Here is a 22,957-nt window from a genome sequence, read left to right as displayed (position 1 = left end):
GGAGCACAGGCCGCGCCGAGCACAGGCTGCAGCGGCGGCGCGGTGAGCACGGGGGTTTGTTAGCCGCGCTTAAGTCGGCGGGCCCAGCGGGCCGCAACCATGACAGCGCTGCGCTAGACTCGCCCGACTCTACATTCTCGCATCCCTGTGCCCCGACGCTACGACCACGACGATTCCGACGACTTTCAGGACGACTCCAACGCGCAAGGCTCCCGCTGGCAACGCAGACTGATTGTCTGGGGATTTGCCGCGATCGCGCTGGCGCTCGGTTTCCTGATTCCTTACACGGTGTATCTGAACAAGCAGGTCACGCAACGCTTCGGCGAGCTGCGTTGGCAGATCCCGACCCGTGTGTACGGGCGCCCGTTGGTGCTGGTGCCCGGCAAAGCGTTGGATGCGGCCACGCTGAAGACCGAGCTCGATGCGGCGTCCTACCGCGACGACGGTCAGGCCAAGCTGGCCGGCACCTATCAGCAGGATGGCAGCCGCTTCACCATCGCCAGCCGCGGCTATAACGATGTGGACGGACGCGTGCCTGCCCGACGTATAGAGGTCAGCCTGACCGGCGGCCGCGTGGCGAGCCTGCGCGATGCTGCCGACCGCAAGACGCTCAAGAGCGCGCGCCTGGATCCGGCGCGTATCGCCACGCTGTATGGCCAGAAGCAGGAAGAGCGCCGACTGGTGCGCATGGAAGAAGTGCCGGAACTGCTGGTCACCGGCTTGCAGGCGGTAGAAGACCGCGATTTCAACAGCCACCACGGCATCGATCTGAGCGGCATGGTGCGTGCGGCGTGGATCATGGTGCGTTCCGGCGGCCAGGTCCGTCAGGGCGCCAGCACCTTGACCCAGCAGCTGGCGCGCAGCGGGCTGCTCGGCATTGGCAAGGAACAGACGGTCACGCGCAAATTCAACGAAATTCTGTACGCGGTGATCATGGAGGCGCGCTACGACAAGCGCACCATCCTGGAGGCCTACCTCAACCAGGTCTATCTGGGTCAGCGCGGCGGGCAGGCCATCCACGGCGTGTCATCGGGTGCGGAGCTGTGGTTCGGCCGCGAGCTCACTTCGATGACCACCGAGCAGATCGCACTGCTGATCGGGTTGGTCAAGGGGCCGTCGTATTACGACCCGCGGCGCAATCCGGAGCGCGCGCTGGATCGACGCAACTTTGTGCTGGGCAAGCTGCACGACAACCAGCTGATCGACGACGCCGAATACAAGCGCGCGCTGGCTGCGCCGCTGGGCGTGCCCACCGAGCCGGGTCTGGTCGCGGCCAACCGTTTCCCGGCCTATGTGGATCTGGTGCGCCGGCAGCTGGCCCACGATTACCCCGAAGGCGTGCTGCAAGGCGCCGGCATGAGCGTGCTCACCGGCATGTCGCCGTCCGCGCAGGCCTATGCCGAAGGCGCGGTGACCGGCACCATCAAGCGGTTGGACAACAAAAAGCGCCCGCCGCTGCAGGCGGGCCTGGTGATGACCGACGTGCACAACGGCGATGTGCTGGCAGTAGTCGGCAGCCGCGATGTGGCCAAGCCGGGCTTCAATCGCGCAGTCGAAGCGCAGCGGCAGGTGGGCTCATTGCTCAAGCCGTTCGTCTATCTGCTGGCGCTGGCCTCGCCGGATCGCTGGGCGTTGTCCAGTTGGGTCGACGATTCACCAGTGACCGTGCAGCTCAGTCGCGGCAAGACCTGGTCGCCGGGCAATTCCGACAACCGCAGCCACGGCACGGTGCGCCTGATCGATGCACTGGCGCATTCCTATAACCAGGCCACGGTGCGGGTGGGCATGCAGGTCGGCGCCGACCGCGTGGCGCAATTGATCCAGGTGCTGGCCGGCATCAAGGCCGACCCGAACCCATCGCTGATCCTGGGCGCCACCGATCAGAGTCCGTACGGCATGGCGCAGCTGTACCAGTTCCTGGCCGCCGGTGGCGAGATCCAGCCACTGCATGCGGTGCGTGGCGTGCTCGACCCGCAGGGCAAATTGCTCAAGCGCTATGACAAGACCCCGGCGCCGGCGCAGGAAGGCGATTCGGTGGCGGCCAACCTGATCAGCGTCGCTCTGCAGCAGGTGGTCAGTGGCGGTACTGCGCGGCAGCTGCTCGGCGATGGCCTCGGGCGCCTGTCGCCGGCCGGCAAGACCGGCACCTCCAACGACGGCCGCGACAGTTGGTATGCCGGCTACACCGGCGACCATCTGGCGGTGATCTGGATGGGTAACGATCAAAACGAAGAGACCGGCCTGTACGGCGCGACCGGCGCGATGCGGGTGTGGTCGAGCATCTTCGCGCGCCTGCCCAGCGCACCGTTGAAGGTCAGTGGCAAGGGCCTGGACTGGCAGTCGGTAGATGCGGCCGGCACCGGCGTCACCGATGCTGGCTGCCCGGGCGCACGCCAGTTCCCGTTCGTGGTCGGCTTCACGCCGGCCTATGCGCCGTGTGCCGGTAATGCGCCCTCCATCGAAGACGTGCCGGACGATGGATCCGCACCCGCCGAGCAATCCAGCGGTGGCGGCTGGCGGCGTTTCTTCGGATTGGAAAAGAAGCCGGAAGAACCCGCACCGGCGCCTGCGTCGGCGCCCCCTGCACATTAATTGGAATGACCCCATGATCCGATTGCACCGTCTTGTTGTCCTGGTCGGCGTGCTCGCCGCAGTCACTGCCTGCGTCAGTGCGCCGCCCGCGCCGCCGCCGACCCCGGTGGACCCGACCACGCCCACCCAACGGCTGTTGCTGATCGAGCGCGAAGCCGGCGTCGACGACACCGAGCTGTCGGTGCAGCCGCTGCGCGACCCGCAGGTGGACGACCTGCGCGAGAGCGCCAAGGCCAAGCGCCAGGCCGGCGATCTGCCCGGCGCTGCGGCGGCGCTGGATCAGGCGCTGGGGCTGGTGTCCGGCGACCCGGCGATCCTGCAGGAGCGTGCCGAAGTGGCCGTGCTGCAGGCCGATTGGCCGGCTGCCGAACGCTTTGCCAACCAGGCGGTGGAGCTTGGCTCCAAGACCGGCCCGCTGTGCCGGCGCCATTGGGCCACCATCGAACAATCGCGGCTGGCGCGCGGCGAAAAGGAAAATGCCGCCTCGGCCAAGTCGCAGATCGCCGGCTGCACCGTGCCGGGCGTGAAGCGGTACTGAGCGCGTGGAAGCCCGGTTGCGCTGCCAGCAGCGCGGCCGGTTCGGCTGGTTGCGTCATGCGCGGTTGAGCGAGTAGTTTCGTAAGCGGGCCTCTCATAGGTCACTCGATAACAGCACCCTCCGCCTCGTCCGCAGCAGGTCTCGTGGTCGAGTGGTATGCGTTCGTGGTTGCGTGCCTTTGGCCGCTTCTGGGTGATGTGTGACCACGCGCGTGGCATGGGCAATCTGCCTTGTTGTCTGCAAGTCGCCGATGCATGCCAACCAAGCCGCTGGGTGACGAAGGTTGCATCGCCGATCGGGACGCAACCTGTGTCCGGATGGAGCAGGGCATCTGTAGCGACAGAAACGTACCAGCGCGTTGGACCGCACGGATGACGTAGCGATCAGCGCGCGCCAACTGCATCGAAGGCGCCTGATCCTCGCTGGCAAGCGGCATCGGCCGCGCATGGCACAACGCAGCTGTAAAATCGACGCATCCCCCTCTCACGTCTGCCGCAGTCGCCTTACCGCGATGAAGTGTTTACCGACTGCTGCAGACCCGATCCAGGCAGCATCACCGCGCACGCGCTAGGCTGTCGTGCTTCTTCTTCCGCATTCGTCGGTCTCATGTCCCAACTTGCCACTGCCAGCATCGAGGCGCTCAGCGAGGGCGGGGCGCTTGCGCGTCAGCTCGATGCGTTTGCGCCGCGCGATGCGCAGTTGCGCCTGACCGGCGCCATCGCCGAGGCGTTCGAACAGCGTGACGTGCTGCTGGCCGAGGCCGGCACCGGCACCGGCAAGACCTATGCGTATCTGGTGCCGGCATTGCTGTCCGGGCTCAAGACCATCGTCTCGACCGGCACGCGTGCGCTGCAGGATCAGCTGTTCCACCGCGATCTGCCGCGCGTGCGCGCCGCGTTGGGCATCGGGTTGCGCAGTGCGCTGTTGAAAGGCCGCGCCAATTACCTGTGCAAATACCGCACCCAGCAGGCGCGTGGCGAGCCGCGCTTCGCCACGCCAGAGCAGGTGTCGCAATTCCAGCGCATCGTGGCCTGGAGCGGACGCACCCAGTACGGCGACATGGCCGAGATGGAAGCCTTGCCGGACGATTCGCCGCTGCTGCCGATGGTGACCTCCACCGTCGACAACTGCCTCGGCACCGAGTGCCCGTTCTACAGCGAGTGCTTCGTGGTGCAGGCACGCCAGCGTGCGCAGGCCGCCGATCTGGTCGTGGTCAATCATCATCTGCTGTTGGCCGATCTGGCGCTCAAGCAGGAAGGCTTCGGTGAGATCCTGCCGGGCGCGCAGGCCTTTGTCATCGACGAAGCGCACCAGCTGCCGGAGCTGGCGGCCAATTTCTTTGGCGAAAGTTTCGGCATGCGGCCGTGGCAGGAGCTGGCGCGCGATTGCATGGTCGAAGCGCGTTTGGTCGCGGGTGCGCAGGCCAGTCTGCAAGAGCCGATCCTCGCCCTGGACGAGGCCTTGCGCGGCCTGCGCGCCGGCATGGAAGGCCTGCCGCCGCGCGGTACGCAATGGCGTGCACTGGCCAAACCGCAGGTGCGCGAAGGGTTCGATGCGGTGCTGTCGGCATTGGCGCGCTTGGGCGAATCGCTGCTGCCGTTGCGCGAGGCCTCACCGGGATTCGATGGCTGCACCGCACGTGCGCAGGAAGCGCTGAACCGCTTGTCGCGCTGGCTGGGCGAAGACGTGCCGGTGGCGGATTTTGCCCAGGATCTGCCGGAACAGGCCGTCGACAACGATGTGCTCTGGTATGAGCTCAGCCCGCGTGGATTCCGCTGCCAGCGCACGCCGCTGGACGTGTCCGGGCCGCTACGCGAGCACCGCGAAAAATCACAGGCAGCCTGGGTGTTCACCTCGGCCACGTTGGCGGTGGGCGGCGAGTTCGACCACATCGCGCTGCGATTGGGCTTGAGCGACCCGGTGACCTTGCTGCAGCCGAGTCCCTTCGACTGGGAACGTCAGGCGTTGTGCTACCTGCCACCCAATCTGCCCGATCCGGCCGCGCGTGGTTTCGGTACCGCCTTGATCGCGGCGTTGACCCCGGTGCTGGATGCCTCCAACGGCCGCGCGTTCTTGTTGTTCGCCTCACACCGCGCGCTGCGCGAAGCGGCCGAAGCACTGCGTGGTGCGCCGTGGCCGTTGTTCGTACAGGGCGAAGCGCCACGCGCCACGCTGCTGCAGCGCTTTCGCGATTCCGGCAACGGCGTGCTGCTGGGGTCGGCCAGTTTCCGCGAGGGCGTGGACGTGGTCGGCGATGCATTGAGCGTGGTGGTGATCGACAAACTGCCGTTTGCCGCGCCCGACGACCCGGTGTTCGAAGCGCGCCTGGATGCGATCCGCCGCGAGGGCGGCAACCCGTTTCGCGACGAGCAGTTGCCGCAGGCGGTCATCGCGCTCAAGCAGGGTGTTGGGCGGCTGATTCGCAGCGAGACCGACCGCGGCGTGCTGGTGCTGTGCGACCCGCGGTTGGTGAACAAGAGCTACGGACGCACTTTCATGAAGTCGCTGCCACCGTTTGCACGCACGCGTGAAATTGCCGATGTGCGGGCGTTTTTTGGCGTCGCCGCGCCGCTGGGCGACAATACCGGACTGACGTTGCCGTTCGGCGACGGCTGATCTTTCTCCTTACTTCCTGCTGCGGCCCTGCCATGAACGTTCTCGCATTCGAAACCTCTACCGAAGCCTGCTCCGTCGCGCTGTCCGTGGGCGGGCGCGTCATCGAGCGTTTCGAACTGGCGCCACGTCGCCACGCAGAACTGGCGTTGCCTTGGGCCGAGCAGTTGCTGGCCGAAGCCGGCATCACGCGGCGCCAGCTCGATGCGATTGTGGTCAGTCGTGGGCCTGGTGCGTTTACCGGCGTGCGCCTGGGCATCGGCATCGCGCAGGGCATTGCATTGGGTCTGGATCGACCGGTGCTGGCGATCTCCACGCTGCAGGTACTGGCGCTGCGTGCGCCTGCCGATGCCACGCATGTGCTGGCCTGCATCGATGCGCGCATGGGCGAGGTGTATGCCGGCGTCTTCGCGCGTCATGGCAATGGGTTTTTGGAACTGGCGCCGGAAGTGGTTTGCACGCCCGATACGCTGGTCGTGCCCGAAACACAGCACCACTTCGCCGGAGTGGGCACCGGTTTCGCTGCCGCCGATGGTCTGCTGCAGCGGCGTTTCGCAACGCAGTTGAGCAGCGTTGATGCCAGCGCCTTGCCGCACGCCGCCGACCTGCTCACGCTGGCGGTACCGGCGTTGCAGCGCGGCGAAGGCGTGGCGCCGGAACGCGTGGAGCCGGCCTATCTGCGCGATAACGTCGCACTGACGCTGGTCGAGCAACAGGCCGCACGTGCAGCGAAGGCAGCCGCAGCGTCAGCCGCGCCATGACACGCGGCGATAGCGAGCGCGCGCGGTTTCGCGGCTGTCTGCTCGGTCTGGCGGTCGGCGATGCGCTTGGCACCACGCTGGAATTTTGCGCACCCGGCAGCTTTACCCCGATCGACGACATGCGCGGCGGTGGCCCGTTCGCACTGCGTGCCGGGCAATGGACCGACGACACCTCGATGGCCCTATGCCTGGCGCACAGCCTGCTGTATCGGCATGGATTCGATGCCGCCGATCAGATGAATCGCTACTGCAACTGGTACCAGCACGGTTACCTCAGCAGCACCGGCACCTGTTTCGATATTGGCGGCACTGTGCGGCAGGCGCTGGAGCGGTATCTGGATGGAGGACCGGCCTTCAGCGGCAGCGAGGACCCGCGCACGGCCGGTAACGGCGCGTTGATGCGGCTGGCGCCGGTGCCGATGTATTACGCGCATCGTCCCGATGAATTGTGCGCGCGTGCCGCCGACAGTTCGCGCACCACGCATGCCGCTGCCGAAGCGCTGGATGCCTGCCGGCTGTTCGCGTTGCAGCTGCGCGCCGCGCTGCTCGGTGGCGAGCGTCATGCGGTGCTGCAGACGCAGTGCGACACCCTGGTGACGCCGGCAGTGCGCGCATTGGCCGCGCGCGACCACGCGTCCGTGCCCGCAGCGCAGATCCGCGGCACCGGCTACGTGGTCGATTCGCTGTCGGCCGCGCTCTGGTGCTTCGCCACCACCGAGACGTTCGCCGATGCGGTGCTGCGCGCAGCCAATCTGGGCGACGATGCCGACACCACCGCTGCGATCTGCGGCCAGCTGGCCGGCGCGTTCTACGGCGTCGACGGCATTCCGGCCGCTTGGCGCGAGCGGGTCCAGGATGCTGCCGAGATTGTGGCATTGGCCGACCAGTTGCATGCCGCGGCGTAGGTGGCCTGACTTACAGCGCCGCTTGGCTGAACACACTGGCGGCCGCAGCCGGCTGTGATCCTTGTCATTGCTCCGCTCAATCAACGCGGGCAACGCGATCGCGCAGGCCTGCAGGTCGCACCCGCCTGAAGGGACGCCGCACCAGCCCAAGGTTGAAAATCCGCATCGTGCCCGAACCGCAACACCTCGCATGGCCCGCGTAGATCGGTCGGGTTCCACCGCACCTTCAGCGGTCGTCGTGCAGCTCGCCGCCGGGCAGGAACAACCAGGTGCGCGTGACTTCCAGAATGTCCACGTCGTCTTTGGTCCTGGGCAGGGGCGGGAAGGGCTGGGCCAGCTGCACCACGCGCAGCGCGGCATCGTCCAGCGCCGGCACGCCGCTGGAGATCAGCACGCGGCTGCTTTCCACGCTGCCGTCGCGGCGTACGCCCACGCTGATGACCACCTTGCCGCCCAGTCGGCGCCGACGCGCGTCGTCCGGATAATTCAGATTACCCACGCGCTCGGCGCGATCCACCCAGGCGCGCAGATAGTTGGCGTAAGCGTATTCGCGGGTGCTGGCTGACACGAACTTGCGGTTCGGGCGCTTGGCGTATTGCTCCGAGCGCAGATGCACTTCCGCCGCAAGCCGGGCCATTTCCGCATCGCGCTGCACGCGTTGCGCATCGGCCGGGGTGAGCGGGTCGGTCTGCGGATTGGGTTGCGGCGTCGGCACCGTCTGCTCGCCGCGACGGCTGCTCACCACGCGGGTCTGGGTCGGCTCCGGGGCCTGCACGCTGGTTGCGCGCTGCGCCTGTGGGGCCAGCCCGGTGCGGTCCTGCGGCACCACGCCAGGTTGGCTGTCGCGCGGGCGCTGGGCGGTGTCGTGGTTGCCGCCGCCCTGCTGGTTGGCCTGGGCCAGGAAGTCGGCCTGCTTGGGCGTCAACGGCGTGCTGGTCTGGCTGAAGATCACATCCAGCGTCGGTACCAGTGGCGCGTCTTCGCTGATCGTAAAACCCACGCCCAGGATCAGCGCGGCGTGCAGCAACAGCGAGATCACCAGCATCGCACTCAGGCGCTGGCGCTCATCCATCGCAGCAGGCTGCGCCGCGGCCGTGCTCATTGCGCGGCGCCGGCCTCGATCGCGTCGAACAGCAGCCCGGCGATGTTCAGGCCGAACTGCGCGTCCAACTCGCGCACGCAGGTGGGGCTGGTGACGTTGACCTCGGTCAGGTAATCGCCGATCACGTCCAGGCCGACAAAGCGCATGCCGCGCCGGCGCATTTCCGGGCCGACCTGCGCGGCGATCCAGCGGTCGCGCTCGGACAACGGCCGGCCTTCGCCACGCCCGCCGGCGGCCAGGTTGCCGCGGAATTCATCGCCCTGCGGAATCCGCGCCAGGCAGTAGTCCACCGGCTCGCCATCCACCAGCAGGATGCGCTTGTCGCCGGCGGTGATGTCGGGGATGAAGCGCTGCGCCAGGGTCAGCTTGCGGTTGCCGTCGGTCAGCGTCTCAAGGATTACATTGAGGTTGGGGTCGCCGGTGCCGCTGCGGAAGATCGAACGCCCGCCCATGCCGTCCAGCGGCTTGAGCACCGCCTGTCCATGCTCCAGCACGAAGGCTTTCAGCGCCGCCGCATCGCGGCTGACCAGGGTCGGCGGGCAGCACTGCGGAAACAGCAGCGCCGCCAGCTTCTCGTTGTAGTCGCGCAGGCCCTGCGGGTCGTTGACGATCTGCGCGCCGGCGCGCTGCGCTACGCTCAACACCTGGGTGTCGTAGACGAACTCGGCATCCACCGGCGGATCCTTGCGCATCAGCACCACCTGGCCGGGGCCGAATGCCAGTTCGGCGAACTCGCCCAGGGTGAACCAGCCGGCCTTGTCGTCACGCACGCTCAGTGGCGCGACCTGCGCCACCGCGCGGCCCTCGCGCAGGCTGAGCCCGCCCGGGCGCACATAATGCAGGCGATGACCACGGCGCTGGGCTTCCAGCAGCATGGCGAAGGTGGTGTCTTTGGCGATCTTGATGGAGGCGATGGGATCCATCACCACAACGACGTCGAGCAACATGGGGCTAAACCTTTCGAACAAGCTGCCGATGGTAACTTCAAGCGGTGGGCGATGGCGTGTCTGGCGGGTCGCAAATGCGCGACTTGCCGGTCCGGACGCACCCAGACGCGGTCGGAACGTCCGCCTGGCGGGGGCCCGGCAATGCGCCCTTGACAGTCAATGCGGGTCTTGGGATATACATGCAGTTTCGTAGCGACGTCGGAAGGGATGAAGCGTTGCGCGTCCGGGGATATTTGCATGAGTGAAAACATTGCTGCGGGTGGGGAACTCGCAGGACTGAAGGTGATGGTGATCGATGATTCGAAGACCATTCGCCGCACCGCCGAAACGCTGCTGAAGCGGGAAGGTTGTGAAGTAGTGACAGCGACGGATGGTTTCGAGGCACTGGCCAAAATTGCGGACCAGCAACCTCAGATCATTTTCGTCGACATCATGATGCCGCGCCTGGATGGGTACCAGACGTGTGCGTTGATCAAGGGCAACCAGCTCTTCAAGTCGACGCCGGTGATCATGTTGTCTTCCAAGGATGGCCTGTTCGACAAGGCACGCGGCCGCATCGTCGGCTCCGAGCAATATCTGACCAAGCCATTCACCCGTGAAGAACTACTGAGCGCGATCCGCACGTACGTCCACGCCTGACCAGGGGGAAAGGCAACATGGCTCGAATTATATTGATCGAGGACTCGCCCACCGATCGGGCAGTCTTCAGTCAATGGCTGGAAAAAGCTGGCCACACGGTTGTCGCCACCGACAACGCCGAAGCGGGACTTGAGCTGATTCGCAGCCAGGCGCCCGATTTGGTGTTGATGGATGTGGTGCTGCCCGGCATGAGCGGCTTCCAGGCAACGCGTGCACTTGCACGCGACCAGGCCACTAAGGACATCCCCGTGCTGCTGGTCAGCACCAAGGGCATGGAAACCGACAAGGCATGGGGTTTGCGACAAGGTGCCAGCGACTACATCGTCAAGCCGCCGCGCGAAGACGATCTGATCGCACGCATCAAACAACTGGTGCGTTGATGCGTTCTCCATTCGATATTCTTGAAGACTACGAGCGTCGTAGTCTTGCGCATGCCACGCCGCTGCCGGAACGCCAGTTCTCGGTCGATATCTGGCGTGGTGTCGGCTACCGGGTCGGTACCCGGCGACTGGTGTCGGATTTCCGCGAAGTGGCGGAAATCGTGCCGATGCCGCCGGTGACGCCGGTGCCCGGCGGGCAGCCTTGGTTGCTGGGCGTGGGCAACCTGCGCGGCAATCTGTTTCCGGTGATCGATCTGAAGCAGTTCCTGGAGGGCCGTCGCACGGTGCTGCAGGAAGGCCAGCGTGTGCTGATCATGCGTCAGAGCGGCGGCGACGTCGCGCTGACCATCGATGAGCTGTACGGCCAACGCAGCTTCGAACAGTCACAGGCGGTCGAGCCCGGCGAGTTGGCCCAGGGCCGCTACGCGCACTTTATCGACCGTGCCTTCCGCAACGAGACGCAGGACTGGGGTGTGTTCTCCCTGGCGTTGCTGTCGCGCACTCCTGAATTCCGGCAGGCCGCGGCCTAAGCCGCGACCCCGCCACGTCATACAGATCGAGGTCGAACCATGAGTACCGCCCCGGACGCCCGCAAGACCAACAAGCTCGGCAGCGTCAGCACCAGCTTCTGGCTTGGCTTGCTGGTGTTGTCGATGATCGTGTTTGGCGCCAATACCGGCGTCGCGACCTGGCAAGGCAGTCGTCTTGCCGGTGCCGGCACCGGCGCGGCCGACTTGCAGGTGCTCTCGCAGCAGCTGGCCAACCAGGGCCGCGAAGCGGTGTCCGGCGATGCCAAGGCGTTTGCGGCCTTCAAGGAAACCAAGGGCCGCATCGACAGCACGGTGAGCGAACTGGATGGCCGCTACGGCCAGGAAGGCTCGGTGGCCAGTTCGATGGCGCAGCTCAAGGCGACCTGGGTGCCGCTCAGCAAGAACGCCGACCAGGTCATCGCCAGCGAACCGGCGGTGCTCGGTCTGGCCGGCAACGCCGAACGCTTTTCCGGCAACGTGCCGCAGCTGCAGGCGCAGTTGAATGAAGTGGTGCGCGCGATGACGGTCAGCGGCGCACCCGCATCGCAGATCTACAACACGCTGCAGCAGGTCGTGGTTGCCGGCACCATGGCGCGCCGGGTGACCGAAATGCGCGCCGGTGGCGCCAATGCCGCCGCCTCGGGCGACGCGCTGGCACGCGACTCGGTGGTGTTCACGCAGATGCTGGAAGGCCTGCGCGCAGGTAACGAAGAAATGGGCATCGCCGCGGTGCGCAACCCGGCCGCTTTGTCGGCGCTGGAGCAGTCGCAGGCGCAGTGGACGACGATGAAGAAGGACATCGACGCCATCCTCGCCAGCTCGCGCAACCTGTTCGCCGCGCAGTCGTCGGCCGCCGCGCTGACCGCCGGTTCGAGCAAGATGCTCGACGACAGCAAGAAGCTATTCGATGCGTTCTCCGCCTTCGGTTCGGTGCGCGACACGCGCCTGTTTCCGAACTTCTGGCTGGGTGTGGTCTCCGGCCTGATCGCGTTGCTGGCCATCGTCGGTTTCGTGTGGAGCTCGGTGCGCGTACGGACCCGCGAGCAGGACGTGCGCTACCAGGCCCAGGTGGAATTCAACAGCCGCAACCAGCAGGCGATTATGCGGTTGCTGGACGAAATCAGCTCGCTCGGTGAAGGCGATCTGACCGTCAAGGCCTCGGTGACCGAAGACATGACCGGCGCCATCGCAGACGCCATCAACTACGCCGTGGACGAGCTGCGTCACCTGGTGACCACCATCAACGACACCTCGGCCAAGGTGGCCGTGTCGACCCAGGAAACCCAGGCCACTGCGATGCAGCTGGCCGAAGCCGCCGGCCAGCAGGCCAACCAGATCACCACCGCGTCCGAGCGCATCAGCGAAATCGCTGCCAGCATCGAACAGGTGTCGCGCAACTCCACCGAGTCGGCCGAAGTGGCGCAGCGCTCGGTGGTCATCGCCGCCGAAGGTGCAGGCGTGGTGCGCGAGACGATTCAGGGCATGGACCAGATTCGCGACCAGATCCAGGAAACCTCCAAGCGCATCAAGCGCCTGGGCGAATCGACCCAGGAAATCGGCTCGATCGTGGAACTGATCAACGACATTTCCGAGCAGACCAACATCCTGGCGCTCAACGCCGCGGTGCAGGCGGCCTCGGCAGGCGAGGCTGGTCGCGGTTTCGCCGTGGTGGCCGACGAAGTGCAACGCCTGGCCGAACGCACCTCCGGTGCGACGCGCCGGATCGAAGGCCTGGTGCAGACCATTCAGGCCGATACCAACGAGGCAGTCAGCTCGATGGAGCAGACCACCTCCGAAGTGGTGTCCGGTGCACGCCTGGCCGAAGACGCCGGCACCGCGCTGACCGAAATCGAGCGCGTGTCCAACGCACTGAACAACCTCATCAAGAACATCTCCATCGCCGCACACCAGCAGTCGGCGGCGGCGACCGATATCACACAGACCATGGGCGTGATCCGTCAGATCACCAGCCAGACATCGCAGGGTGCGGAACAGACTGCCGACTCGATCGGCAACCTGGCTCAGCTCGCTGCCGATCTGCGCCGTTCGGTCGCCGACTTCAAGCTGCCGGCGTGACCACGACGCGGAATGGGAAAGGATCAGCAGATGGCGCGTAGTCGCATTACGTCGATGCAGGAAGTGACCGGTGACCGCGCAAGCGGTGAGCCGGCCGTTGTCAGGGGGCTGCAATGAGTGCGCTTCGCGATGCGATGAGCCACGCCGCACTGGGCTGGGTCAAGCCGGAGCTGGACGAAACGTTGCGCCAGGCGCGCAACGAGATCGAATACTTCGCCGAAGAACCGTCCGATACCAGTCGGATGCGGCTTTGCGCCGGTTACCTGCACCAGGTGCAGGGCACCTTGCGTATGGTCGAGCTGTACGCGCCGGCGATGGTGGCCGAGGAGCTCGAGCTGCTTGCCCAGGCCGTGCAGGCCGGCGAAGTGGCCGACCGCGACGAAGCCTGCGCCATGCTGATGCGTGGCACCGTGCTGTTGCCCGATTATCTGGAGCGTCTGCAGAACGGCCACCGCGATATTCCGATTGTGCTGCTGCCGCTGCTCAATGAAATCCGCGCCACCCGTGGCCAGCCGGGTCTCAACGAGAGCGTGCTGTTCGCATTCGACCCGCAGGCCGGTGTTGCCACCGAAGCCGAGCTGGATCACGCGCGCGGCAGCCTGTCTGGCCGCAACCGCGAACTGCTCGATACCGTCGGCAGTGCGGTCAAGGAAGAATTGCTGCGCGTGAAAGACGCGCTGGACCTGCACCTGCGCACCGGCGGCGACATCGCCGAGTTGCAGACCCAGGTCAAGGACCTCGGCAGCGTTGCCGACACCCTGGGCATGATGGGTCTGGGCGTGGCACGCAACGTCGTCGTGCAGCAGCGCGATGCGCTGGCGCGCGTGGTCGATGGCCAGGTGCAGATGGACGAAGGCGTGCTGCTGGATATCGCCGGCGCGCTGTTGTACGTGGATGCGTCGCTGGACGATCAGGTCGCCAGTCTTGGTGCCGACATCGGCGACGGCAATGAGGCCGGCAACAGCGCCACCTCGGCGGAAGTGCGTCGCACCGTGGATGTGCTGGCGCAGGAAGCGATCGCCAATTTCGGTGCGGCGCGCGAGCATTTCGTCGCCTTCATCGAAACCAATTGGGATCACGCGCGTCTGACCGATGTGCCGCATTTGCTCGGCGAAGTCGGTGGTGCCTTGCGCATCCTCGAACTGCCGCAGGCCGCCGATTATCTGGAAGGTGTGCGTCGCTACGTCGATCTGGAGTTGATCGGCAAGCAGCGCGTGCCCAGCGGCCGCCAGCTGGATACGCTGGCCGACGCGATGGCCAGCCTGGAGTACTACCTGGAAGCCCTGCGCGAGCGCCGTCCCGGCCGCGAAGAGATTCTGGACATCACCCGCAACAGCCTGGAAACGCTGCGTTATTGGCCGCTGCCGTCGGGCCAGCCGTCCGAATTGCCGGTCGGTGCCGACCAGCCGGGCAACGTGGCCGAGTCGCAGTCGGTCGCTGCGCCGCTTACCCAGCACGCCGGCACGCCGGAAGCAGCAGCCAACGATGCGGCGCCTGTCGCGTCGCTGGAATGGGCTAACGAAACCGTGGTCGAAACGCCGTTCGCGGCCAGTGTGGTGCACGACACCGGCGCTGCGGCCACCGATACGGTGTTCTCGTTCGACCCGGTGGCCGCAGAAGAAACCCTCTCCGGGCAGGCGCACGTGCCGTTTACGGTTGCGCCGCTGGATCTGTCCGACGACGGTGCGCACGCGCCCGGTGACTGGCAGCTGCAAACCACCGAACAGGCCACACCGATCGCCACGTCCGCGTTCGATCCGGTGTCGGCCGAGCAGGACAGCCACGCGCCGAGTGAGGCCGCACAGGTCAGCTACACCGTGGATCTAAGCGCGTTGGAACAGGAGCAGGCCGCTGCGCCTGCGGTGGTCGAGACGACGCCGCTGCACATCGAGCAGATCGATCTGCCGGGCGATGCGGATCAGGCCGACGCTCCGCTGGACTTCATTGCCGAGAACGAAGCGCGCCGCGCGCAGGTCAGCATCGACGATGCGTTCTCGCCGCCGCCGGCTCCGTCGCAGGAACTGGACGATCCGTTCGTCGAGTCCGCGCCCGATGACGCACAGGATGCGCCGAGCGACGCCACTGCCGAGCAGACCGCTGCGCGTGTGCAGCAGGCGACCGTCAGCGAGTTCGAGCTGGACGATGCATCGTCTGCCTTCCTGGCACAGCTCGACGCTGCCGCCGCGCAATTCGACGTGGAGCGTCCGCAGGATGCATCGGCACTCAGCGACGCAGCGTCCGAAGCCACGCCGGTGCAGGCTGCGAGCGAACCGGCTCCGGCCGTTGCTGCCGATGCCGATGCCGGCATTTTCGGCGGCTTTGGCGACAGCGATATCGACGACGATATCCGCGATGTCTTCCTCGAAGAATTCGACGAAGAGTTGGTCAACCTCGGGCAGTTGCTTCCGGTCTGGCGCGCTGCGCCGAATAGCCCGGAACATCTGCGCCCGATCCGCCGCGTTTTCCACACCTTGAAGGGTAGTGGGCGTCTGGTGGGTGCCAATGTGCTCGGCGAGTTCAGCTGGAAGGTCGAGAGCATGCTCAACCGCGTGCTCGACAACTCGCGCCCGGCCAGCCCGGCGGTCGTGGCGATGGTCGAGCTGGCCTACGAGGTGCTGCCGCAATTCAATGCAGCGCTGCGCGACCAGGGCCGTATCAGTGCCGATCTGCCGGAAATCCAGGCAATCGCCGAGCGGGTTGCCGCTGGTGAAGAGATCTATTACGTGCCCGCCCCGGTCACGCCGGTGGCTGCCGAGACTGCTGCGATTCCTGCGGTTGCCGGTGCGTTTGTCGCCAGCGGCGGGACCCCCGCATCGGTGGACAGCGTGCTGCGCGAGATCCTCGAAGCCGAAGTCGCCACGCATCTGGAAACGGTCAACGCCTGGTTGCAGGCCACCCAGGCCGAGCCGCAACTGGCAACCGAAGAATTGTTGCGCGCCGTGCACACCATGAGTGGCGCGTTCGCGATGACCGATGTGCCGGAAATCACCTTGGTGACCTCGCCGGCCGAAAGTTATGTCAAGCGTCTGCTGGGGGCGTCGCAAACGCCATCGCAGGACGGGATCGATGCGATCACGGCCACGGCCGCAGCGATCGCCACCACGGTCACCGCACTGCGCGCCGATGCGCCGTTGATTCCATCGTTTGCGCCCCTGACCGAGCGCTTGCGCGCGTTGGTGGACACGCTTCCCGAAGCGCAGTGGCCGCCGCAGGCGTTCCTGGACGAGCTGGACGACCTCGACACTGCCAGCGATGAAGTTGCCGCCAGCGAAGCGGTCGAACTCACCGGCGTGGAAGATCTTTCGCAGTACCTGGACTCCAGCGCACTGCCGGCCGATACCGCTGCACCGACGCATCCGTCCGACCAGTCGCAAGACGCCGACGTACACGCCGAGGCACCGATTGCGGTGGACGAGCTGGCCGAGGCCGAGGCGGACGAATCACTGCAAGCACCTGCAGCGACCGACGCACACGTCGCAGCGCTGGAGCAGGACACTGCAGGTGTCGCGTCCGATGCCGCGTCCAGCGATGGCGCCGCAGCGGTAACGCACACAGAGCAGTCCGAACAGCTGCATGGCGATGCCGCGCAGCACGACGAAGCGGCCTCGCAGGCCGCCGCGACGCACGACACCTCCGATGAGCCGGCGGTCGAAGCCGACGCCTGGGATGCCACCGAACTGCAGCACGCCGAGACAGCGGAAACGGCGTTGCAGCCTGCAGACCATGCCGAAGCTGCAGCGACCGAAGCGCACCTCGCTTCCGATGCAACGCCTTCCGCTGCGTCCGACGCGGCAGAACATGGCACGCACGCAGACGATGCCGTTGCGGTAGACGAGCTGGCCGAGGCGGAAGCCACTCTGGGCGAATCGCAGACGCTTGCGCCAGTGGCCGATACCGACACGGTTGCAGACGAAGCAACTGTCGAAACCATCGACGCATTGGAAGCAGTGCACGCCGATGCGCCGGTCGCCGACGAAGCGCCTGCCGCAATCGCCGAAGACTGGACCCCGGAAACCGCGGCGCTGGACAGCGTCTCGACCGATCAGGAGGGTCAGTACGCAGATCAGGGTCATGTCGACCACGTTGCTGCGTCGTCCGAGTATGACGCCGGTGCGCAGGATCAGCAGGCCGAGTACGTCGCAGGCCAGGGCTCAGAGCACGCCGAGTCGCTGCAGGCGCACGACGCCGATGCACAGGTCAGCGAACAGGAACAGCACGCCGCGCAAGCGGGCGAGCACGCAGGGGCGCAAGACCATGCGGACGCCGAGCAGCTTGCGCATTCCGAAGCGCAGACGGCGCACGACGCACCGTCGCAGTCGGACGCGCAGGGTGAAGCGAGCGAGCAGCTGGATGCGATCGAACAGGCGCAGCCGGACCAGCTGTCGCACGACGACGCGTTGACTGCCGAGACTGCCGACGAAGCCGCGCAGGTGGACGTAGAGCATTTGGACGCAGCGCACGCAGAGGCCGAGCACGCCGACGCGCAGCAGGCCGAGACGGCACACGCCGATGAGGCAGTGTCGGAGCAGACCATCGAGTCGGTGCAGGCGTTCGAAATGGCGCATGCGGCCGATCAGGTCGAGGAATCGGGTGATCCGCAGTCCGAGATTGCACCCGAGTTGCATGACCAGATCGCGACGGCCGACGCCGATGCGCAGCATGACGACGCGGCCGCAACGCGCGATCAGCTCGAACACCTGGAGCATGCAGAGCACGTCGACGCCGGCGAGCCTGCAGACCACAGCGCACCCGTGGCCGAGCACGCAGACACCGAGCACGCAGCCGCCGAGCATGAAACCACCGCAGCAGCGGCCTTCAGTGCACCGGTGGAAGACGCCGCGCCGGTCGAGACGGCCACCAACGAGGTGGGCGCCGCGTTCGATATCGGCCCGCTCAACTTCGATCGGCTCGATGGCGAGCTGATCGACATCTTTGTCGAAGAAGGCCGCGACCTGCTGGACCATTGCGATGGTCTGATCGCCCGCATGCGCGAAGTGCCGGAAGACCGCGAGGTCCTCAACGGACTGCAGCGCGATCTGCACACGCTCAAGGGCGGCGCGCGCATGGCCGGCATCAACGCCATCGGCGACCTCGGTCATGCGATCGAATCGCTGCTCGAAGCGGTGGCGGCCAACCGTACCGACATCGATCGCGACGACGTGCGTCTGTTCGAACGTGGCTTCGACCGGTTGCATCAGTTGTTGACCCGCACCGGCATGCACCGCGCGGTGTCGATGCCGACCGACCTGGTGGAAGCATTCGAAACCCGTACCCGTGGCCGCGATGCCGCCCCGCCCAGCGACGCCGATGTCCGCGCGATCGCCAAGGCGTCGGTGGAGCAGGCACCGTTGTCGGCGCCGATCCCGGTCGAAGGCCAGGTCGAAGAAGAGTTGATGCCGCGTGCACAGCAGGAACAGGTGCGCGTGCGTGCCGACCTGCTGGACCGCCTGGTCAACCATGCCGGCGAAGTGGCGATCTATCGGTCGCGCCTGGAACAGCAGTTGGGTGCATTCCGTGGCGCCATGGGCGAACTGGATCGCACCAACGCCCGTCTGCGCGACCAGTTGCGGCGTCTGGATCTGGAAACCGAAGCGCAAATCGTGGCGCGCTATCAGCGTGAGCAGGACCAGGGCGATCGCACTTTCGATCCGCTGGAACTGGACCGCTTCTCCACCCTGCAGCAGCTCAGCCGCGCGCTGAACGAATCGGCCGCCGACTTGGGCGGTCTGCAAGGTGTATTGGAAGATCTCTCGCGTCAGTACGACGGCTTGCTGCAACAGCAGTCGCGCGTCAGCTCCGAGCTGCAGGACGGCCTGATGCGTGCGCGCATGGTGCCGTTCGACGGCCTGGTGCCGCGTCTGCGCCGTGTGGTGCGCCAGGCGGCCAGCGAGACCGGCAAGCAAGTGCACCTGCTGCTGGAAGGCACCCAGGGCGAACTGGACCGCAACGTGCTCGACCGCATGGTCGCGCCGTTGGAACACATGCTGCGCAACTCGGTTGCGCACGGGCTGGAAACGCCGGAACAGCGGCGCGACGCAGGCAAGCCGGAAGAAGGCAATATCGCGATCCGGTTGCGCCGCGAAGGCTCGGAAATCGTGCTGGAAGTGGCCGACGACGGCGCCGGGCTGGATCGCGAGGCGATCCGTCGCCGCGGCGAGCAGCGCGGCCTGATCGAACCGGGCCAGGAGCTCAGCGAGGCCGAACTCGATGGTCTGATTTTCGCCTCCGGTTTCAGCACCTCCGAACAGGTCAGTCAGTTGTCCGGCCGTGGTGTGGGCATGGACGTGGTGCGCAACGAAGTGCGTCAGCTCGGCGGCTCGGTGGACATCCACTCGGTACGCGGGCAGGGCGTCACCTTCACGCTGCGCCTGCCGCAGACGTTGGCGGTCACCCAGGCGGTGTTCGTGCGCATCGGCGAGACGACGTTCGCGGTGCCGGTGGGCTCGGTCAGCGGTATCGGCCGCATCTCGCGCACCCGTTACGAGTCGGGCGAGGGCGGTTACCACTACGCCGGCGAAGAGTATGTGCTGCACGATCTGGGCTCGCTGGTCGGCCAGCCCGTTGCACGTGCCGATGGTCAGGCGCAGGTGCCGTTGCTGCTGGTGCGTGCGGGCGATCTGCGCGCGGCAGTGGCGATCGATCAGGTGCTGGGCAACCGCGAAATCGTGGTCAAGCCGGTGGGCCTGCAGATCGCCTCGGTGCCGGGTATCTACGGCGCCACCATCACCGGCGATGGCCGCGTGGTAGTGATCCTGGACGTGGCGCCGCTGGTACGTCGTTACCTCAGCCAGCCGGCGCGTCCGACGCTGGAAACCCCGGCCGAGGCGCAGCGCCAGGTGCCGTTGGTGATGGTGGTCGACGACTCGCTGACCATGCGCAAGGTCACCAGCCGCGTGCTGGAACGTCACAACCTGGATGTCACCACCGCCCGCGACGGCGTCGAGGCCCTGGAACTGCTCGAAGAGCGCGTTCCCGACCTGATGCTGCTGGATATCGAAATGCCGCGCATGGACGGCTACGAGCTGGCCACCGCGATGCGTGCCGACCCACGCTTCAAGGCGGTGCCGATCGTGATGATCACCTCGCGCAGTGGCGAGAAGCATCGCCAGCGCGCCTTCGAGATCGGCGTGCAGCGCTACCTGGGCAAGCCTTACCAAGAGTTGGATCTGATGCGCAACGTGTATGACCTGCTGGGGATCGCTCGTGTCCGAGACTAATGGCGCAATGGGAACTCCGGTCGCCCTGCTGGGCCGGCCGGGTGAGGCGCGCGAGCGTCTGCGCGAAGCGCTCGGCCTGGCCGGTGCGCAGGTCGTGCTGGAAGACGAACCGTCGGCGGTAGACGTGCAGATGCTGCGCGATGCCGAGCCGGTGGCGGTGCTGGTCTCGCTGGAACCGTCGATCGAAGACGCGCTGGAAGCGTTGGAGCCGGCCTTCAACATGCCTGGCGTGACGGTAATCTTCGACGAAGCCGAACTCACGGTGCGCCGCGAGGGCTGGGAAGCGCAGCGTTGGGTACGCCATCTGGCCGCCAAGCTGCACGGCCATGCCGATGTGTTGCCGCCGGGCACCGAAAGCGAACCCTCGCTGCAACCCGAGCCGGGCCTGACGCTCGCCCCGCGCCAGCATTCGGACCTGCAACTCGATCAACATCTGGAAGCGGCCGCGCATGCCTTCGAAAGCATGCCGGGCGATGCCATGTTTACGCGCGCTGTCGATCACGCGCAGACGCCTGCCGCTGCCGACAAGCCGAGCACGACGCTGGGCGATTCCAGTACCTGGGGTCTGGTCGACGAGGTTGCCGTGGTGGTGCGCCCGCGTACCGAAGTGGACGTGGCAGCGCTGTCGACCGGTGGCTTGTCGCTGGTGGATCTGGAACACAGCGGCGAAGTGACCGGCGCGGTGCTGGTGATGGCCGGCATCGGTGGGCCGGATGCGATCCGCCGGCTGCTGGCGGCGCTGCCGCCTAACTTCCCGCGTGCGGTACTGGTGCGCATGACCCTCGATGGCGGCCAGTACGGCAACCTGGTGCGGCAGATGGGGCGCGTCTCCGCGTTGCCGGTCGAGCTGGGTGAGCCGGGACAGGTGGTCGCGCCGGGCAAGGTCTACGTGTTGTCCGACGAAATTGGCCTGCAGCAGCACGCAGGTGCACTGGCCTTCGTGGCGCATAGCGATCCTGCTGCGCTGATCGCGGCGCTGCCGGCGACCGACAGTGCAGTGCTGATGCTCAGCGGCGCCAACGAGACGCTGGTGGATGCATCGCTGGCATTGGCCGAGCAGGGTGGCTGGTTGGCCGGTCAGTCCGCCGACGGTTGCTACGACCCGGCCGCTGCGGCGCGCCTGGCACGACAAGGCATTTTGACCGGCGATCCCGCGCAGTTGGCGCAGGCGTTGGCACAGCGTTGGCCGGCGTAAGCCGGGCGCTCCCTCTCAGATTCGGAATGGTGCGATGAGCTACGCCAACAATGACGAAATCCGCGGCGTCCTGATTCAGGCCGGCACCGAGCGGGTGCTGCTGCCGAACGCCACGGTGGCCGAGGTGATGTCGCGCGTGGCAGTCGAGGCGCTGCCGGACATGCCGCGCTGGGTGGTTGGGCGCATCGACTGGTACGGCTGGAAGGTGCCGCTGCTGTCGTTCGCACGCCTCAGCGGCCTGGGCGACGAACCTACGGCCGTCAATAACAAGGTGATCGTGCTGAAGGCGCTGGGCGGCAATCCCGTGCTGCCTTACTTCGCATTGCTCACTGCCTCGTTCCCGCAACTGATCTCGGTGCCGCGCGACGGCTTGCTGGCCGACGCCTCGGAAGACGCGCTGCCGGACGGCGTGCACATGCGCGTGTTGCTCGGTGAGCAGAGCGCGCTGCTGCCGAATCTGGACGCCATCGAGTCGCAGGTGGCGCAGGCGCTTGCCTCGGCTGCCGCCGCCTAGAGTAGCTGGCACAGCGACACCGCAGCCGTCGGACCGGCGTGTGCGGTGCTCTCCTTCAGCAGGGCGTGCGCGCAGAGTGCAGTCTCTGTGTGATCTCCAGATCTAGGCGGGACATGCACGCAGCGTGTGGATCGCCACGCTTGAAACGACTGGAATCCAGGCGATGCGTCTGCGGTCGCGCGCATGCGTGAGCGCGGCGGGTGGATGGTTCGGCGTCAGCGTTGTGGATTTCGCATCGCGCTGCGCAGCTGGCGCTGATCGATACGATGCGCGATATCGCGATTGTAGGGTGACGTCATGAGCCTGCCCGCCTTCAAGCCCGTGTGCCATGCGGACGGTGTGGTGTTGTCCGATCTGGCCAACGCCGACCCCGCCGCAGTGGCCGACTATCACGCGCGCAACCGCAGCCATCTGATCGAGGCGATGCCGCTGCGGCCGCCTGCGTTCTACACCGTCGAAGGCTGGCGCCGGTTGTGCATCGCCTACCGCGCGTCGGTGCCCGGTGAGCGCGAACTGCAACTGGTGCTGTGTGCCGGGCCAGACGTGATCGGCACGGTGGGCTTCACCCAGATTCAGCGCGGCGCGTTTCAGGGCTGTCATCTCGGCTACGGGCTGGATGCGTCCCATCAGGGGCGCGGTTTGATGCAGTGGGCCGCCACGCAGGGCATCGCATTCGTGTTCGGGCCGCTCGGGTTGCATCGGGTCATGGCGCAATACGTGCCGGACAATGTGCGCAGCGCGCAGGTGCTGGCGCGGTTGGGCTTCCAGATCGAGGGCCGCGCGCGACGCTATCTGCAGTTGAACGGCGTCTGGCGCGATCATGTGCTGACCAGCCTGCTACGCGAAGACGGGGAGTTCGGCGCGGAGTGAGGTGCGCCGCGTTCTGCTGGCGATAGCGATAGCGCGGCGTCGACCGGCGCGACCGGTGGTCGTAGTCGACATGGACCA

14 protein-coding genes and 2 pseudogenes are annotated in these 22,957 nt (G+C 66.5%); 14 read left to right on the top strand and 2 right to left on the bottom strand.

The window, feature by feature from the left end; all coding sequences use genetic code 11:
* The first annotated feature begins 147 nt into the window (after positions 1-147).
* The 5 genes from mrcB to ACZZ0O_RS21745 all read left to right on the top strand — a co-directional run bounded on the left by mrcB (position 148) and on the right by ACZZ0O_RS21745 (position 7,409).
* Positions 148-2,592 carry a penicillin-binding protein 1B gene (gene mrcB, locus ACZZ0O_RS21765; protein WP_463591824.1) on the top strand — a complete coding sequence of 815 codons (2,445 nt, stop codon included), beginning with the start codon at positions 148-150 and terminating at the stop codon, positions 2,590-2,592.
* A 13-nt stretch (positions 2,593-2,605) separates the two neighbouring features.
* Positions 2,606-3,130, top strand: coding sequence for a tetratricopeptide repeat protein (locus ACZZ0O_RS21760; RefSeq protein WP_323521391.1), 525 nt, complete (start codon positions 2,606-2,608; stop codon positions 3,128-3,130).
* A gap of 606 nt (positions 3,131-3,736) precedes the next feature.
* On the top strand, positions 3,737-5,746 hold the full coding sequence (locus tag ACZZ0O_RS21755) for an ATP-dependent DNA helicase (RefSeq protein WP_463591823.1): 2,010 nt from the start codon (positions 3,737-3,739) through the stop codon (positions 5,744-5,746).
* Positions 5,747-5,778: 32 nt separating this feature from the next.
* Entirely contained in the window at positions 5,779-6,504 is a 726-nt protein-coding gene (tsaB, locus tag ACZZ0O_RS21750; protein WP_463591822.1) for a tRNA (adenosine(37)-N6)-threonylcarbamoyltransferase complex dimerization subunit type 1 TsaB, read from the top strand.
* Positions 6,501-7,409, top strand: coding sequence for an ADP-ribosylglycohydrolase family protein (locus tag ACZZ0O_RS21745; RefSeq protein WP_463591821.1), 909 nt, complete (start codon positions 6,501-6,503; stop codon positions 7,407-7,409). Before tsaB ends, ACZZ0O_RS21745 begins: the two co-directional genes overlap by 4 nt.
* 226 nt (positions 7,410-7,635) lie before the next feature.
* Here ACZZ0O_RS21745 and ACZZ0O_RS21740 read toward each other — a convergent pair whose 3' ends face one another.
* Both ACZZ0O_RS21740 and gshB read right to left on the bottom strand, forming a co-directional pair.
* The gene (locus ACZZ0O_RS21740) at positions 7,636-8,511 is read right to left on the bottom strand and encodes an energy transducer TonB family protein (RefSeq protein WP_323521389.1); all 876 of its coding nucleotides are present in this window, start codon (positions 8,509-8,511) and stop codon (positions 7,636-7,638) included.
* Positions 8,508-9,458: a glutathione synthase gene (gshB, locus tag ACZZ0O_RS21735; RefSeq protein WP_323537520.1), complete on the bottom strand. Its 951-nt coding sequence runs from the start codon at positions 9,456-9,458 to the stop codon at positions 8,508-8,510. Before gshB ends, ACZZ0O_RS21740 begins: the two co-directional genes overlap by 4 nt.
* A gap of 237 nt (positions 9,459-9,695) precedes the next feature.
* Between gshB and pilG the strand changes: the two genes are divergently transcribed.
* The 9 genes and pseudogenes from pilG to ACZZ0O_RS21690 all read left to right on the top strand — a co-directional run bounded on the left by pilG (position 9,696) and on the right by ACZZ0O_RS21690 (position 22,879).
* Positions 9,696-10,097, top strand: a complete 402-nt coding sequence (gene pilG / locus ACZZ0O_RS21730) for a twitching motility response regulator PilG (protein ID WP_005913706.1) — start codon at positions 9,696-9,698, stop codon at positions 10,095-10,097.
* Between the two features lie 17 nt (positions 10,098-10,114).
* Positions 10,115-10,477 carry a response regulator gene (locus ACZZ0O_RS21725; RefSeq protein WP_006450735.1) on the top strand — a complete coding sequence of 121 codons (363 nt, stop codon included), beginning with the start codon at positions 10,115-10,117 and terminating at the stop codon, positions 10,475-10,477.
* Positions 10,477-11,007, top strand: a complete 531-nt coding sequence (locus ACZZ0O_RS21720; protein WP_046962985.1) for a chemotaxis protein CheW — start codon at positions 10,477-10,479, stop codon at positions 11,005-11,007. Before ACZZ0O_RS21725 ends, ACZZ0O_RS21720 begins: the two co-directional genes overlap by 1 nt.
* A 39-nt stretch (positions 11,008-11,046) precedes the next feature.
* Positions 11,047-13,083 carry a methyl-accepting chemotaxis protein gene (locus ACZZ0O_RS21715; protein WP_055849207.1) on the top strand — a complete coding sequence of 679 codons (2,037 nt, stop codon included), beginning with the start codon at positions 11,047-11,049 and terminating at the stop codon, positions 13,081-13,083.
* Positions 13,084-13,196: 113 nt separating this feature from the next.
* Positions 13,197-13,469: pseudogene (locus tag ACZZ0O_RS21710) on the top strand (Hpt domain-containing protein); the annotation flags it as partial.
* 1,899 nt (positions 13,470-15,368) lie between these two features.
* A pseudogene (locus ACZZ0O_RS21705) lies at positions 15,369-20,300 on the top strand (hybrid sensor histidine kinase/response regulator); the annotation flags it as partial.
* 7 nt (positions 20,301-20,307) lie between these two features.
* Complete coding sequence (locus tag ACZZ0O_RS21700) at positions 20,308-21,495, top strand: chemotaxis protein CheB (RefSeq protein WP_115528645.1); 1,188 nt, start codon at positions 20,308-20,310, stop codon at positions 21,493-21,495.
* Between the two features lie 34 nt (positions 21,496-21,529).
* Positions 21,530-22,009, top strand: coding sequence for a chemotaxis protein CheW (locus tag ACZZ0O_RS21695; RefSeq protein ID WP_055849215.1), 480 nt, complete (start codon positions 21,530-21,532; stop codon positions 22,007-22,009).
* Positions 22,010-22,306: 297 nt separating this feature from the next.
* Positions 22,307-22,879, top strand: coding sequence for a GNAT family N-acetyltransferase (locus ACZZ0O_RS21690; RefSeq protein WP_463591820.1), 573 nt, complete (start codon positions 22,307-22,309; stop codon positions 22,877-22,879).
* The last annotated feature ends 78 nt before the right edge of the window (positions 22,880-22,957 follow it).

The sequence above is a fragment of the Xanthomonas sp. AC360 genome (assembly GCF_979258225.1).
The sequence above is the reverse complement of the archived record's forward strand: the minus strand, read 5'-3'. Positions and strand labels throughout refer to the sequence as shown.

Excerpts from the sequence above, each read along its gene's own strand:
- ACZZ0O_RS21715 (WP_055849207.1), top strand. The coding sequence starts at position 11,047 with ATGAGTACCGCCCCGGACGCCCGCAAGACCAACAAGCTCGGCAGCGTC.
- ACZZ0O_RS21720 (WP_046962985.1), top strand. The coding sequence starts at position 10,477 with ATGCGTTCTCCATTCGATATTCTTGAAGACTACGAGCGTCGTAGTCTT.
- pilG (WP_005913706.1), top strand. The coding sequence starts at position 9,696 with ATGAGTGAAAACATTGCTGCGGGTGGGGAACTCGCAGGACTGAAGGTG.
- gshB (WP_323537520.1), bottom strand. The coding sequence starts at position 9,458 with ATGTTGCTCGACGTCGTTGTGGTGATGGATCCCATCGCCTCCATCAAG.
- tsaB (WP_463591822.1), top strand. The coding sequence starts at position 5,779 with ATGAACGTTCTCGCATTCGAAACCTCTACCGAAGCCTGCTCCGTCGCG.
- ACZZ0O_RS21740 (WP_323521389.1), bottom strand. The coding sequence starts at position 8,511 with ATGAGCACGGCCGCGGCGCAGCCTGCTGCGATGGATGAGCGCCAGCGC.
- ACZZ0O_RS21760 (WP_323521391.1), top strand. The coding sequence starts at position 2,606 with ATGATCCGATTGCACCGTCTTGTTGTCCTGGTCGGCGTGCTCGCCGCA.
- ACZZ0O_RS21690 (WP_463591820.1), top strand. The coding sequence starts at position 22,307 with ATGAGCCTGCCCGCCTTCAAGCCCGTGTGCCATGCGGACGGTGTGGTG.
- ACZZ0O_RS21755 (WP_463591823.1), top strand. The coding sequence starts at position 3,737 with ATGTCCCAACTTGCCACTGCCAGCATCGAGGCGCTCAGCGAGGGCGGG.
- ACZZ0O_RS21725 (WP_006450735.1), top strand. The coding sequence starts at position 10,115 with ATGGCTCGAATTATATTGATCGAGGACTCGCCCACCGATCGGGCAGTC.
- ACZZ0O_RS21745 (WP_463591821.1), top strand. The coding sequence starts at position 6,501 with ATGACACGCGGCGATAGCGAGCGCGCGCGGTTTCGCGGCTGTCTGCTC.
- ACZZ0O_RS21695 (WP_055849215.1), top strand. The coding sequence starts at position 21,530 with ATGAGCTACGCCAACAATGACGAAATCCGCGGCGTCCTGATTCAGGCC.
- ACZZ0O_RS21700 (WP_115528645.1), top strand. The coding sequence starts at position 20,308 with ATGGGAACTCCGGTCGCCCTGCTGGGCCGGCCGGGTGAGGCGCGCGAG.